The organism is Verrucomicrobiia bacterium (genome assembly GCA_035765895.1).
In the GTDB taxonomy this organism is placed as follows: domain Bacteria; phylum Verrucomicrobiota; class Verrucomicrobiia; order Limisphaerales; family DSYF01; genus DSYF01.
Map to the genome: position 1 here is coordinate 26,349 of DASTWL010000080.1, position 13,209 is coordinate 39,557.

A 13,209-nucleotide genomic window follows, 5' to 3' on the forward strand; every position below is an offset into this window, starting at 1 on the left:
TCATGTTCAAAGTCCTCGGCAATGATGGCCGGGAATACGGTCCGGTGGACGCCGCCGTGCTGCGGCAGTGGATTCATGAGGGGCGCGCCGGAGCCGGCACGCAAATCCGCGAGACCGACGCGACGACGTGGCAGCCGCTCCAATCGCATGCCAGTTTCGCTGATTTGTTTCAATCGCCCGCACCGCCTGTCAGCGCGGGCAGTCGCGGGCTTCCTTTGGCGGTGCGCATCATAGGCGTGGCGACACTGGCGGCGGGTTTGTTTATTTTGCTGCGCCAGATAGGCACCTGGTCCGCGTTGATGCAGCACTCCGTCAACCCGCGGCAATTTCCGCCCACGTTTATCCTGTTCCAGACGCTTGCGCTGCTCGGCGTCGTGGTGCGGCTGGTCAGCGGTGCGGGGCTGCTCCTTCGGCGGGAATGGGCGCGGCGTCTGGCACAGTATTACGCGGTCTTTGCCATCGCGTTGGGGCTTTATGGCCTGGGACAGACCTTCCTGTGGCTGACGACACGTGCCGGCTCGTTCAACGGGTTCACATCCATTACTTTTCTCGCCGGCATTGGTTTCAGTTTGGTGATGCTCGGGTTTGATGGGGTGACGATCCTGGTGTTGAGACGCCAGGATGTGCGGGCGGCGTTTGGGGCCGCCCGCCAATTGGACGGTAACGTTAGTTCCAAAACGGGGTTGAAATAATACTGGGCCGGCGTGACGGGCCGGGTTTATTGAAATTGCGCTCAGTGCAGTCAACCTCGTGAAGGGAGCAACCATGTTCAACATCATTGGAGCAGACGGCAAGGCCTACGGCCCGGTGTCCCGGGAAGTAATTGGCCAGTGGATTCGGGAGGGCCGGGCGAACGGCGCCACGCCGGCGCAACCCGCTGGCGCGACCAGCTGGCAGACGCTGGCGACGCTCCCGGAATTCGCCGACCAGTTTTCGGGCGGGCCCAGTGCGCCGCCCACCCTGAGCCCGCCGCGGCTGGATCTCGCGGCGCGCGCCAGCAACAAAATCGCGGCCGGCGTTTGCGGCCTGTTGCTGGGTGGCTTGGGCGTGCACAAATTCATTCTCGGCTACACCAATGCCGGCCTCATCATGCTCGCCGTCACCCTGGGCGGGTTCCTGCTGGGCTTTGCCACGTGCGGCGTTACGTTCCTGGCCTGCTCGGCGATGAGCATCGTTGGGCTGGTCGAAGGCATCATCTATCTCACCAAAACGGACGAGGAATTCGTCCGCGTTTACGTGGACGGCCGGAAGGAATGGTTCTGAACAACGGGAGGACGCAACATGTATCACATCATTGGAGCGGATGGAAAAACTTACGGACCGGTTCCCGCCGACGAAATTCGCCAGTGGGTCCGGGAAGGGCGGGCCGGCGGGCAGACCCAGGTTCGCGCCGAAGGCAGCAGTGAATGGCAAAAGCTGTCCGTGCTGCCGGAATTTGCCGACCTGTTTGGCGACACTGCGGCCGGTTCGCCGCCGGTTTTGTCAAACCCGCCCGCGGGCGCGCCTCCCAATCCCGATGCCCTGGTGGCCGAGGTGCTGGCACGGCATCCCGTCGTTGACGCCGGTGCGTGTTTCAGCCGCGCGTGGACGCTGGTGAGCAACCGCTTCTGGCTCAGCGTGGGTGTCGGCCTGGTGGGGGCGTTGTTGACCAATGTGCCGTTCCTCTACGGCGTGGCCTACGCCGGCATGTTTTGGTTTTTCCTGCGGTGCATCCGGGGCGAGTCCGCCAAGTTTGAGGACCTGTTCGCGCCGTTCAGTGTGGCCTTCCTGCAAACCTTTCTCGCCGGGTTGGTGGCTTCCCTGCTGGCGTCGCTCGGGTTCATGTTGTGCATCATTCCCGGGCTCGTATTGATGGCGCTGTGGACATTCACCTGGCCGTTGCTGATGGACAAGCGGCTTGAATTCTGGCCCGCGATGGAAGTGAGCCGGAAGGTGCTCTGGCCGAATATCTGGGGTGTGTTGTGGCTGTGGGTGCTGAGTTTTCTCATCATGTGCCTTGGCCTGTTGTGCTGCTACGTCGGCGTGTTTGTGGCATTTCCGCTGGTCATCGCCGCGCAGGCCTACGCCTATGAAGATTTCTTCGGTCGCAAGCCGGTTTCGCGGGGGCTGGCCCTGCCCACCGCACCGTGAGCGCCGGGAATTGTGCGTGTCCTGCGGACGTGCCCTGGGCTAGGGTGAAGGCCGTGAAAGTTTCGTTTCTCCACGGTCCCCTCACGCCTGCGCGCGCGCGCACCTTCGCCCTGCTCAATCAATTTGCCACGCCGGGCCTGGGCTCCCTGCTCGGACGGCGCTGGGTGTCGGGCGGCGGCCAACTGTTGCTCGCCGTGGCGGGGTTTCTGTTGTTCTGCGCGTGGTTCGTCAACGTGCTCCAGCAATACTACGGCCTGATCGACAGTGATCGACCGGTGCATTTGCATCCCGGCTGGGCGGCGGCGGGCGTGGGTGTTTTTGCGCTGGCGTGGTTGTGGGCGCTGGTCACCAGCATCAGTTTGCTGCGCGAAGGGCGGCGCAACGAGCGGGAAGGCCGGCTGCCGCCGCTTTGACGCCGCTTGCAACCCGGCACGTCCCGCCGCACTTTGTGGTCATGGCCAAGCTGACCACCGCCCAAATCAAGGCCGCTCTGGCGTCGCTGCCGGAGTGGAAAAAACAGGGTTCTCTGATTGCGCGCACCTTCGTCTTCAAGGACTTTCCGGCGGCGTTGCGGTTTGTGAACAAGGTGGCCGTGGCCGCCGAAAAGGCCTGGCACCATCCCGACATCGACATTCGCTGGAACCGCGTCACGCTGGCGCTGACCACGCACGACGAAGGCGGACTGACCGCCAAGGATTTCCAGCTCGCCCAAAAGTTCAACCGGCTGGCGTAAGGTCGGTCAGAACCCGTTGCGCGTCCTGCGGCCAGATATTTTTCGCTTCGTCCATTGTTTCATGCCAGCCCTCGCCGACCACGCGGTTCAAGCGCTGTTCAAGCAGCATTTCGGATTTCGCCCGGCGCACGTGGCCCGGGCGCCGGCCAAGGTGGAACTGCTCGGCAGCCACGTGGAAGCCTGTGAAGGATTGGTGCTGACCGCGGCAGTGGATCGTTACGCGTTTGTGGCGGTGTCGCCGCGCACGGATGGCCGCATCGAACTGGTTCACGCTGATCGCGCCCCGGAGCGGTTCTGGATCACGGAACTGCGCGCCCAGCCCGCGGCGCCGTGGGCGGACGCCTTCAAAGCCATGCTGCGGGAATTGCGCCAGCGCAAGGTTCACTTCAGCGGCTTCAACGTGGCCGTTCACAGCGACATTCCGGCCGGACTCGGCCTGGGCGAGGAGGCGGCCGGCGTGGTGGCGGCCCTGCTGGCGGTGCGCAAATTGTTTCCGTTCGGGCTCGGCGACAGCGGGGCAACGCTGCCGCCCCGGCGCAACGACCGGGGGGAACTGCCGCCTCTGCCGGCCCTGGAACGGATGCACTTCGCCCGAGTGGTGCAGGCGGCCCTGGCTTCTCTGGGAACGGACCGCGGGGGGTTTGTGGATGCGGCCACGTCCCTCGCGGGCAAGCAGTGGAATGTGCTGAACCTCGACTGCCGGTTTCGTTCCATCGAGCCGTCGCCGTTTGTGGGCACGGCCGTGATCGTATGCGACTCGGGTGTGCGGATGGCGCCGGACCCGTTCGCCGTCGAAATTCAAGTCCACGGGCGCGGCGCGGCCGACAAACTGCGCGCGAAAACCCTGCGCTCCGTGGAACCCAAACTCCTGCGCGCCGCCCGCCCGCAATTGACCGAACGCGAGTTTGCCTGCGCCAGCCACATCACGGGCGAAATTCAGCGCGTGGCGGCGGCGGAACGCGCCGTGCGCGAGGAGGATCACCGGCAGTTGGGCAACTACCTGTCGTTGAGCCACGAAAGCCTGCGTGACACGTTGCAGGCGAGCGGGCCGGAACTGGATGCGCTCGTTGCGCTGGCTCGGGCGCACGCCGGCTGCTTCGGCGCGCGGGCCATGGGGCTGGGGCTGGGCGGTGCGACGGTCAATCTGGTGGCCTACCATGCGGCGGAGCCGTTCATGACCTACCTGGCCAAGGCCTACGAAGCCAGAACGGGCCGCCGAACCCACCCCGTCGTCTGCCAGATCGTGGACGGTGCGGCGTGAGCAGGCGGTAAAATTTTCATTGAATCAGGCGATTGACGCGCAAAGATGCGGCAAACGCACGAACGCTGCCTCCCATCATGAACACCCTGCCGCCTTCGATTAAACCCGTTGCCCCTCCGCCCACGTCGCAACGCTGCGGGCTTGCCGTATGGAGTCTGGTGCTGGGAATTGCCGCGCTGGTGCTCAGCGTGGTGTGCGTGGGGCCGTTGCTCGCCATTCCGGCGGTGATTTGCGGGCACAAAGCCCTCGGACGCATCAAACGCTCCGGCGGCGTGCTGGCCGGTGAAGGGCTCGCGACGGGTGGCCTCATCACGGGTTACATCGGCATTGCGCTGATACCGATCATGCTGCTGCTTTCGGCGATTGCGGTGCCGAATTTCATTCGCGCCCGCAACATTGAGCAACGCAACCGGTGCATCAACAACCTGCGGCAGATCGATGCCGCGAAGCAGGAATGGGCGCTGGAGCGCGAAAAGCAGCAGGACGCCGTGCCCACGTGGAATGAGTTGTCGCCCTTCTTGAAAACGAATTACCAGGCCCTGGTCTGTCCCAAGGGCGGCACCTACACCATCGGAGCGGTGCAGGATTTGCCCACGTGCTCCGTGCCCGGGCACACCTTGCCGGAGTGAACGGGAATTGAGGCCGTGTCAACCCAGAGTCTTTTGTTCCTCGGTCGAGGCCGCCTCGGAGCGGGGAATCTCCGGTTCGCGCCCGGCTTCCTGCACCTGGATGTATTTCCGCAGGAGGAAGGTTCCCACCGGCGTGGTCAGCGCCATGCAACCGATGATGAACCACATCATTTCCGGATGACGCGGGCCGGTTTCCGGACAGTATTCCGTCAACAGCCATCCCGACGTGCCGCCCACGAAGAATTTGGCCAGGAAATACGGCAGCATCGAGAGCGCCATGTAGGAGGCCTCCTGGCCTTTCGGCGCGATGGCCGCGGAATATTCGTAGAGCCGCGGTGACCAGATGGCCTCGCCCACCGACAGCAGCGCGACAAAGAGAAAAATCGTGATGTAAAGCGGGTTCACCGGACCGGTCACGCCCAGCCAGCGGTGGCCGATCCAATCCCCCAGCCAGCCGTCCGCCAGCGGCTTGAACCACGCGGGCGGCAGCGCGATGAAAAACACCGACAGCGCCGAGATCAGGCTGCCCACGGTCACCATGCGGTAGGCGGAAACCCGTGCCGTGAGCACGCCGCACACCGGCACCAGCGCGAGAATCAACAGTTCGTTCAGGACGCCACTCAGCCGGCCTACCGGTGCGCCTTCGCCCAGTTCGCGGATGCCGTATTTGGGAAACGTGTAGAACAAATGGTAGTAAATCATCCGCACGCCGACCACGAGCGTCATGAAGATCAGGAAACGGTAAAACGACTTTTGCCGCCACAGGCCCGCGAAGATTTCAAGCGTTTTAGCGGTCGTCTCGCGGCAGGTCGTCACCAGGGCGGTCAGCATGTTTTGGCCGGCGGCGGCGGGCGCCCGCGGAGTGATGCGCACGCCCGTTTCCGTCATCTCCACGCCGTCGCGCAGGCAGAACCACACCAGCACCATGCCCGGCGCCGTGAACACCGCGCCAATCAGAATGAGCACCCGATACGTGCTCAGTTCCGTGCCCAGCCAGGGGAGCACCCAGGAGCCGTGTTCGCCCAGTCCGCCCGCGCTGCGCAGGTAGTCGAACAGCCAGTCGCCGACGGCATAGCCGAGGTTCATCAGGGCGTAATACAGCGCGAATGCCAGCGAACGCTGCGCGGCGTTGGAGTATTTCTTCACGCCGGCGATCATCACGGGCACCATCAAGGCGATGCCCAGCGCCTGCAAATACAGGCCAAGCGGCAGCACGATCCATTTGTCCACGGTGAGCGCCATGATCGTGCGGGACGCGAGGCAGACCGCGAAGCCGAGCAGAAACGTGCGCCGCACCCCGAGCGCGTCCGTCAGCGAACCGATCATCACGGTGATCAGCGTCATCAGCGCCGACCACGAGGCAATCATGGTCCCGGCTTTGACATCCGTGAAGCCCAGGTCCGAAGACAGCCACAACGTCAGCACGGAGGCGGCGCCGACCTTGTAGGCGAGATTTTCCAGGATGTAGGCGATGTAGATGATCCACAGCTCGCGCGGAGCACTGCCCAGGCAGGTGAACTTCGCCACGAACTGGCGGAACCGCGATGGCGTGGGAGGCTGGCTCATGTCGCTCACAATCTGGCGCACAGTAAAGAGCGTCCGCGCCGATGAACAGGGCGAAGTGCGGGAAATCCCGTTTGTCCGCCGGACCGGCAGTTTTTCACCTTTACAAAAAACCCGTTCGGCCGAACGTGAAAGCGAATCCCATCACGCCATGAAAACACATCTGCTATGGTTGTCGTTGTCCCTGGTGCTGCTGCTGCCTGCCGCCCGCGCGGAGGAAAAGCAACTCTGGGCGAAATCCTTTCTCGGCAAACCGGCGCCCAAGTTCGTCGTCGAGAAGTGGCTGTCCACCGAGCCGGACCGGCAGGGCAAATATGTGTTGATTGATTTCTGGGCCACCTGGTGCGGACCGTGCCGGCGCGCGATTCCCGAGCTGAACCAATTCCACAAAAAGTTTGGCGACAAGCTGGTGGTCATTGGCGTTTCCGACGAGCCGGAGGAAAAGGTGAAGGCGATGAAGGATCCCAAGATCGAGTATTTCAGCGCCATCGACCCGCAGCAGCGCATGAAGAAGGAACTCCAGGTGACGGGCATTCCGCACGTCATCCTCATCGATCCGCAGGGCATCGTCCGGTGGGAAGGATTTCCGTTGCTGCAAGGGCACGAACTTACTGAAAAAGTCATCGCCGACATTCTGGCGGTCAAACCCGCGCCGGCGCCCGCCAAATAGCCGGCGCATCTATTGCCCCCGCACGCGAAAGAAGGCGCGGGCAGCATCCAATGGCAGGCTCACGTCGGGCACATTGGAAGTCATCCACGGCGCCCACGCAGCGGGTGACAGGCTGGGGCTGCGCTCCACCACGAAGGGCGCCGTGCCGCCGGTCCACGTGAGTTCCAGTTGGCTGCCCGCGGGTTGCAGCTCCAGCGCAATGGCCGGGGCGACGGTAATGACGACGGCATCGCGGGCCACGGCATGCACACCATCGTCAGCGCTCAACAGCAGGGTGTATTGGCCCGGCCCGCCAAATGTCACCGTGGTGTTGGTTTGTTGTGCATCGCCGAACGTGGCGGTTCCCGGGCCGGCGTAGAGCGTCCATTGCACGGTGGGTGCGAGGTTGCTGAAAGTCACCGTGCCGGCGAGTGTCGCGGTTAGTCCGGCGACCACCGTTTGGTCCACTCCGGCGTTGGCCGTCGGCGCGCCGGGCGAGCGCGGTCCTTCGGTGGGGCCGGTGGTCTGCACCACTTCAAAATTGGTGATGCCGAGGGTGCTCAGGTGATCGAAACATCCGGCGGGCCAGCGGTCGTCGGGGGTGACGGAGATGGAGAAGAAGTTTCCGTTGTCGGCCACCAGCGCGCCGTATTTTTTCAAACCGAGCAGCACGGCCTTCTCCTCCAGAGTCCAAGCTGGGTTGATGACAAAGGAGGATTTCAATCGCAGCCGCTGGCCCATCATCGGCAGGTTGGCGCTCGTGTTGGTGCCGGGCGCAGCGTAATGCGTGGCCGGGTAGAGGTTCGTGCCGTAACGAGTGCGTTTCACCACCAGCCGCATCGCGTGCTCCACCATGCCGCGCTCGCATTCGTCGAAGCGCACCAGCGCCGGAAACATCGGCAGCCCCGCGGCGTCGCCGGAAGTCCAGCCCGGCGGGCGCAGGGCGTTGGTGTTCAAGTTGAACATGGCCCCGTTGGCCGCCGACCAGTTGGTGCCGGTGCGCGCGGTGCGCCACGTTTCAAACAGGCGGCCCGTGCCCGGCTGCACCATGATGGCGTGCCGGTCGCTGCCATCGTCATTTTGCTGCCATTGGTCGAGCGTTTGACCGCCGGTTTCCGAGGGCCAGGTCTCAATGGGCAGGTTGTCCGGAACCGGATACTGCCCCACGGGAAACGTGCCGCCATTGAGGTCGGATTCATCCGGGTAATCCAGAAAATCGACGGGCCGCAGCGGCTGGTCGTCCGGCACCAGCACGAAATTCATTTCCTTGAACAGGCGCAGCGTCTGGCGGCTGGCGGCGAGATCGTTGGTGATTTGCGCGATCATGGCGGCCGAATTGGCCAGCAACGGCCGGCGCGAGATGTCCTCGTTCCATGGATTGGTGAGCGGCAGGATTTGCAGGGCCGACACCACCGCGTCGGCGTTGGTGGTGTTGAACAGATGCACGTCGGTCACCACGGGCACCGGCCCGAGGATGCGCCCTTCCTGGTTGATGCGCTCCGCGTGACTCGTCAGGGCGAAGCTGAGGCCGACCGCGAGAAGCCAAAAATTTCGCCGGCACGGAAGAGGCAGCGTGTTTTGCACAAAACCAAATGAGCAAGACCAACGCCAGCCGCGCTTGCCGGGGCATTGTTCTTCCCTACATTGCCGGTGGGCCGTTCATGAGCACCGCGCGTCTTACCACTGGATTCCATCGCCTGTTCGAGCATTCCGTGCTGAAGACGGACGTAGCCCGGGCGTTGCGCAGTTCGGTGGCGTTCGTCGGGGCGTGGATGGTTTGCCTCGTAACGGGACATGCCAGCGTGGCGCCCTTCATGGCCACGGCGGCACAGAACATCGCCCTGGCCGATGTGCGGGGCGATTATCATGCGCGTTTCGCCATTCTGCTGCTGATGACACTGGTGATGGCCGCGTATGCCTGGACGGGCACGCTCGTGGGCGCCAACCCGGTCAGCGCGATTCTCATGATGGGCGCGGTCGGTTTGATGGGCGGCGTCTGGCGGCATCTCAGCGGTGATTACGGGCCCAGCCTGGCCATCGTGTCGGCGTTGCTGTTTCTCATCGCGCTCTCGCAGCCGGGCAACTGGCAGACTGGCGCCGCGCTCGCGGGCTGGATTGCCTTGGGCGGCGCGGGGGCCATCGTCTTGCAGGTGGCGGCGTGGTTTTTCCGTCCCCAACACGCCCTGCGCCATGCCGTCGCCGAAAGCTGGGTGGCCGCTTCCGACTTGATCACCGCGTTGCGCACGGAGACGAACGAGGGCGAACAATGCCAGGCCAGTTCAACCAGCCAGGAAAACGCGCTGCGCGCCACGCTGGACCGGACCAGCCAGGTGCTTGAAGCGGCCGTCGGCCGGAAACCTTCGCCATTTCTCACCCACCTGGACAGCACCCATCACCTGGCAGCGCGGCTGGCCACTCGCGTGGCCGCGTTCAGCACGGCGTGGGAGCCGTTGCGGTCGCGTCCGGAGTTTGCCGGCGTCGGCCCCACGATTGATTCCGTGTTGCGGGCGCTCGCCAATGCGGCGCGCTCGGTGGCGCTGACCCTGATCACGCACCGCGCCGAGCAGTTCGTCTCTTTGCAAGTCCGGCTCCGACGGTGTGAACACTTGATTCGGGTGCTGGATGAACGCTGGTCGCAGGCGCCGGTGGCGGATTCCGATCTGACGCAGGCGCGGCAGGCGTTGGCGCAGGTCGCGGAAATGTTGCCCGTCATCCGGCAAACCCTGGCGGAAACCGCGGATCACACCGGCCCGGGAAACAGTTTTCCGCTGCGGCTGCCCGAGCTGGGCGGATTCTCGATGCGCGCGCTGGGTTCGTGGTTGAACCGCGCGCCGCAGCTTGACCCCGCGCTCGTGCGTTACGCGGCGCGCATGAGCGTGGTCACGATGCTGGCCGTGGCCATTTATGAATGGACGCGGGTGCCGCACGGCTACTGGATTGCCTTCACGGCGTTGGTGGTGTTGCAGCCCGATTACGGTTCAACGCGGCAGAAGGCGGCCCAGCGCATCGTCGGAACCATCGCGGGCAGCCTGCTGGGCAGCGCGTTGTTGTGGGTCAAACTGCCCTTGGGAGTAATGCTGGCCTTCGCCGGTTTGATGGCCTTTTGCTTCGGCTATTTTCTGCGGCGCCGTTACGGGCTGGCGGTGTTCTTCGTCACGCTGATGCTGGTGCTCATCACCGAAGCCGTGGTGCCGGTGCGCCTGGATTTCACCGCGAGCCGGCTGTTGTCCAACGTGGCGGGCGGCGGCATGGCCCTGCTGGCGGCGCTGTTTTTCTGGCCGCGCTGGGAGCGAGCGCAATTCCCGCCCATCATGGCCGGCGCCGTGCGGGCGAATCACGCCTATCTCGCCGCGCTCGGCCGGCGGCTGCAATCAGGGGAACCTTTCACAGGGGACGCCGTTCACAAGAAGCGCCAGGCGGAGCGGGCGAACAGTCTGGCGGCCGCTTCCCTGCAGCGGCTGCTTGGCGAACCTGCGGCGCGCCGGGAGAACGTGGACTGCGCCGCCGCCCTGGCCGCCTACAATCAGCGGATTACCCGGGCACTGACCGTGCTCGCGCTTCAGCTCAACCAACGCCAGCGACTAGCCGGACCGGAACTGCCCGCCATCGTGCGAATCGTCAGCGAAGCCTTGGAGCGGCTGGCCCGGCTGATTGAGGCGGGCTCCCCGGCGGACGCCATCGAAGCCCGCGCCGGCACGGTGCAGGCCGTGGATGCGTGCTGGCCGAATGCCCCAGGCCCCGGACCGGCCCCGTCCGCCGGGCTCGCTTTCAATCAGTTGGTCAAAGTGGCCACCGAAATTGACGCCATGAGCCTGGCCTTGAAGACGAACTCCGTGACAGCGGCCGCTTGAGAGCGCCCGGGGGGATCAGGGCGGCGAGGTGGCCTCCAGTTCGTTCAATCTCGGGCCAATGACGCGCCGGGCGTGCTTGAACGATTCGGAGAGCATGACGAAGAACACCACGACCGCGATCGCCGTGATCAAGGTGCTCCACCAGTGACGCGGCCGGAAGCGTTTCAGCGACGGCGCGTAGGCGAGGAGTCCGAGTGCGGCCGCCAGCACGCCGACGGCATCCCAGCTCGCACGCTGCCAGTAACCGCCGCCCAGGCGCACCCACATCCCAAACTCGTCGAACGTCAGCCCGAGGCCCACGCCGTAAAACGCCGCGGCCACGGTCAATTCACGTCCGTGCGGCCGCCGGAACAACAGGTAGCCGCCCAGCCCGGCCAGCAGGAAAATGCCGTAATTCAGATGGTGAATGTGCGTGCCGCCCAGATGCACATAGAGGTCGGGCAATTGCCGCGACATGATCAGAAACACCACGATGCGCGCGGCCACGAAGGTCAGCAGAAAGCTGAACAGGATGACGCGCGCCAGCCGGTTTTTCCGGTCGGCGCGCGGCTCTGTGGGTGGCGCTGCGGCGGGTTCGGCCATGGGAATGCGCGCGGTGCGGCGTGGGCGTTCAGCGCAGTCCGCCCAAAATCCGGGCGGCTTTCACGGCGTCACGCTCCGTGTCCAACGCAATGTGGCAGACGAATTTTTTGCCGATGGCCGCCGCCGCGAGGCCGCGCAGATTCAGGCCGCCGTCGGCCAGCACCGCGGCGATGCGGGCGCCCTGCCCGGACTTGTTTGCGCCTTCCACCCGCAATGTATGCAGGCTGGCGGTCTTCGTGAAGCCCGCCGCGCCGGCGGTGCCGACTTGTTTGGCGCCCTGAATCGGCGTTACAAACACCACGCTCCTCCCGGGGTGCGCCCCGTCGCGTCGCGCGATGACGAATTCCAGATTGGCGCCCGCTTCGGCCAGCGTTTTGAGTTTGGCCGCCAAAGCGCCCGGCCGGTCGGGAATGGATGCGGCCCATGTGTCCACGCGTTCTGATTTCATAAAACCTCCAGTTGTCGCCTGCGTTTGTTTCACCGCGCCGAAGCAACCGGCCGGGAAGCGTCCGGTGATCGGTTCGGTTTCGGTTGGAAGATGCGCCCTAACTTCCGGCACGCGGCGGGGCTTGGCAAGTGCGTTCCCCACGGGGCTGCGCGGTTTGTCCGCGAACCGTTGCTCCGGCCGTTGAACGCCGTCGCGGGCCGCCTGTCTCAACGGCATGAACGCAGCAGGCTTTCGGCGGCGGGCGCGGCACTGGTGGCGGACGGAAATCCGGCCCTTGTTGATTCTGGTCCTGGTGTTGTGCTCGATCCGCTCGTCGCTGGCCGACTGGTATTCCGTGCCGAGCGGTTCCATGCAACCGACCATTCTCGTGGGCGACCGCGTCTTCGTGAACAAGCTCGCCTAACCAATGGAGTGCCGCCGACTGTTGGCGTGGTCACATTCAACGAGGTGCAGCGCGATCTGATTGAGGACATGCTCATGGATGAAGCCGCAAAGGACACGCAGTTTCAGGTTCGATACGTCGCCGAGCGTAACCGCGTTGAGAATGAGCAAGACGTTGGATTTTTCGTCAAGAATCTTGAATCTGTTCAGGGTGATGAACGCGACGTGATGATTTTCTCAACGACGTTTGGGCGTGATCCGCAAGGCCAATTCCGCCGCTTCTTCGGCCCGATCAATAGACAAGGCGGCGAGCGCCGCTTGAACGTCGCAGTGACACGCGCAAAAAAGCGTAACTACGTCGTCACCTCAATGCCCCTGCATGAAATCTCAGATGCCCTTGCTGGTGGTGCGCCCGTGGGCGCCACCGTAAGTGGACGCGATTACCTTCATGCTTACATGCAATATGTGAAGGCGGTTTCAAACCAAGACGCAGAGGCGCAAACCCAATCGTTACACGTTGCTGGGCGGCTTGCCGCATCTGCTGGTGAATCGCGTTCTGCTGGCAAGGAGGATTCATTGTTTGAAGCCGAAGTCCGCGACGCTTTACGTGCACTTGGCTACAACATCGAATCTCAGGTGGGGGAAAGTGGTTTCCGGATTGATTTGGCTGTCGTGCATCAGAATCCGGAGCGCGGCTATATTCTTGGCATTGAGTGTGACGGCAAGGCATACCACTCAGAATGGTCGGCTCGCGCTCGTGATGTGTGGCGGCAACGTATTCTTGAACATCGTGGCTGGAAAATTCACCGAGTTTGGTCAACAAACTGGTGGTTAGACCGTGGTTTTGAAATAAAGAAACTTGTAGCGCGGATTAAATCACTTGGCGGAAGTTGACCTCGACTCCTCACCCCGGCCCTCTCCTCACCCGATGAGGAGAGGGAGTTTTATTTTATGGGGCGTTTACCCAGGGTATTCGCTGCGC

Annotated in this window: 15 protein-coding genes; 11 read left to right on the plus strand and 4 right to left on the minus strand. The window is 63.8% G+C overall.

All coding sequences use genetic code 11. The features are described 5' to 3' along the window. The first annotated feature begins 2 nt into the window (after positions 1-2). From VFV96_15770 to VFV96_15800, 7 genes are all read left to right on the plus strand, one after another. Entirely contained in the window at positions 3-692 is a 690-nt protein-coding gene (locus tag VFV96_15770; GenBank protein ID HEU5071861.1) for a hypothetical protein, read from the plus strand. Between the two features lie 73 nt (positions 693-765). Then, positions 766-1,263, plus strand: coding sequence for an NINE protein (locus tag VFV96_15775; GenBank protein ID HEU5071862.1), 498 nt, complete (start codon positions 766-768; stop codon positions 1,261-1,263). A gap of 18 nt (positions 1,264-1,281) precedes the next feature. Continuing rightward, on the plus strand, positions 1,282-2,130 hold the full coding sequence (locus tag VFV96_15780) for a GYF domain-containing protein (GenBank protein ID HEU5071863.1): 849 nt from the start codon (positions 1,282-1,284) through the stop codon (positions 2,128-2,130). Positions 2,131-2,183: 53 nt separating this feature from the next. After that, positions 2,184-2,543 carry a hypothetical protein gene (locus tag VFV96_15785; GenBank protein HEU5071864.1) on the plus strand — a complete coding sequence of 120 codons (360 nt, stop codon included), beginning with the start codon at positions 2,184-2,186 and terminating at the stop codon, positions 2,541-2,543. Positions 2,544-2,584: 41 nt separating this feature from the next. Further along, positions 2,585-2,863, plus strand: coding sequence for a 4a-hydroxytetrahydrobiopterin dehydratase (locus tag VFV96_15790; GenBank protein ID HEU5071865.1), 279 nt, complete (start codon positions 2,585-2,587; stop codon positions 2,861-2,863). Between the two features lie 61 nt (positions 2,864-2,924). Continuing rightward, on the plus strand, positions 2,925-4,124 hold the full coding sequence (locus VFV96_15795) for a galactokinase family protein (protein ID HEU5071866.1): 1,200 nt from the start codon (positions 2,925-2,927) through the stop codon (positions 4,122-4,124). A gap of 77 nt (positions 4,125-4,201) precedes the next feature. Then, on the plus strand, positions 4,202-4,753 hold the full coding sequence (locus tag VFV96_15800) for a DUF4190 domain-containing protein (GenBank protein HEU5071867.1): 552 nt from the start codon (positions 4,202-4,204) through the stop codon (positions 4,751-4,753). 18 nt (positions 4,754-4,771) lie between these two features. Here VFV96_15800 and VFV96_15805 read toward each other — a convergent pair whose 3' ends face one another. Next, positions 4,772-6,319, minus strand: coding sequence for an MFS transporter (locus VFV96_15805; protein HEU5071868.1), 1,548 nt, complete (start codon positions 6,317-6,319; stop codon positions 4,772-4,774). Positions 6,320-6,467: 148 nt separating this feature from the next. Between VFV96_15805 and VFV96_15810 the strand changes: the two genes are divergently transcribed. After that, positions 6,468-6,986 (plus strand): TlpA disulfide reductase family protein, encoded by a 519-nt coding sequence (locus VFV96_15810; protein HEU5071869.1) that lies wholly within the window; start codon positions 6,468-6,470, stop codon positions 6,984-6,986. A gap of 9 nt (positions 6,987-6,995) precedes the next feature. Here the strand turns inward: VFV96_15810 and VFV96_15815 are convergent, their stop codons facing one another. Continuing rightward, positions 6,996-8,549, minus strand: a complete 1,554-nt coding sequence (locus tag VFV96_15815; GenBank protein ID HEU5071870.1) for a hypothetical protein — start codon at positions 8,547-8,549, stop codon at positions 6,996-6,998. Positions 8,550-8,557: 8 nt separating this feature from the next. Here VFV96_15815 and VFV96_15820 point away from each other — a divergent pair, with 8 nt between their 5' ends. Next, complete coding sequence (locus VFV96_15820) at positions 8,558-10,816, plus strand: FUSC family protein (GenBank protein HEU5071871.1); 2,259 nt, start codon at positions 8,558-8,560, stop codon at positions 10,814-10,816. A 15-nt stretch (positions 10,817-10,831) separates the two neighbouring features. On the opposite strand, the gene VFV96_15825 is transcribed toward VFV96_15820, so the two are convergent. After that, the gene (locus VFV96_15825) at positions 10,832-11,398 is read right to left on the minus strand and encodes a hypothetical protein (protein ID HEU5071872.1); all 567 of its coding nucleotides are present in this window, start codon (positions 11,396-11,398) and stop codon (positions 10,832-10,834) included. Positions 11,399-11,426: 28 nt separating this feature from the next. Further along, entirely contained in the window at positions 11,427-11,846 is a 420-nt protein-coding gene (locus tag VFV96_15830; protein HEU5071873.1) for an ACT domain-containing protein, read from the minus strand. Between the two features lie 214 nt (positions 11,847-12,060). Between VFV96_15830 and VFV96_15835 the strand changes: the two genes are divergently transcribed. Further along, positions 12,061-12,249, plus strand: coding sequence for a S26 family signal peptidase (locus VFV96_15835; GenBank protein HEU5071874.1), 189 nt, complete (start codon positions 12,061-12,063; stop codon positions 12,247-12,249). A gap of 8 nt (positions 12,250-12,257) precedes the next feature. After that, positions 12,258-13,121, plus strand: a complete 864-nt coding sequence (locus VFV96_15840) for an AAA domain-containing protein (GenBank protein ID HEU5071875.1) — start codon at positions 12,258-12,260, stop codon at positions 13,119-13,121. Positions 13,122-13,209: the final 88 nt, after the last annotated feature.

Coding starts and splice junctions, on each gene's coding strand:
- VFV96_15810 (HEU5071869.1), top strand. CDS start 6,468: ATGAAAACACATCTGCTATGGTTGTCGTTGTCCCTGGTGCTGCTGCTG.
- VFV96_15790 (HEU5071865.1), top strand. CDS start 2,585: ATGGCCAAGCTGACCACCGCCCAAATCAAGGCCGCTCTGGCGTCGCTG.
- VFV96_15830 (HEU5071873.1), bottom strand. CDS start 11,846: ATGAAATCAGAACGCGTGGACACATGGGCCGCATCCATTCCCGACCGG.
- VFV96_15770 (HEU5071861.1), top strand. CDS start 3: ATGTTCAAAGTCCTCGGCAATGATGGCCGGGAATACGGTCCGGTGGAC.
- VFV96_15780 (HEU5071863.1), top strand. CDS start 1,282: ATGTATCACATCATTGGAGCGGATGGAAAAACTTACGGACCGGTTCCC.
- VFV96_15835 (HEU5071874.1), top strand. CDS start 12,061: ATGAACGCAGCAGGCTTTCGGCGGCGGGCGCGGCACTGGTGGCGGACG.
- VFV96_15805 (HEU5071868.1), bottom strand. CDS start 6,319: ATGAGCCAGCCTCCCACGCCATCGCGGTTCCGCCAGTTCGTGGCGAAG.
- VFV96_15775 (HEU5071862.1), top strand. CDS start 766: ATGTTCAACATCATTGGAGCAGACGGCAAGGCCTACGGCCCGGTGTCC.
- VFV96_15825 (HEU5071872.1), bottom strand. CDS start 11,398: ATGGCCGAACCCGCCGCAGCGCCACCCACAGAGCCGCGCGCCGACCGG.
- VFV96_15795 (HEU5071866.1), top strand. CDS start 2,925: ATGCCAGCCCTCGCCGACCACGCGGTTCAAGCGCTGTTCAAGCAGCAT.
- VFV96_15800 (HEU5071867.1), top strand. CDS start 4,202: ATGAACACCCTGCCGCCTTCGATTAAACCCGTTGCCCCTCCGCCCACG.
- VFV96_15820 (HEU5071871.1), top strand. CDS start 8,558: ATGAGCAAGACCAACGCCAGCCGCGCTTGCCGGGGCATTGTTCTTCCC.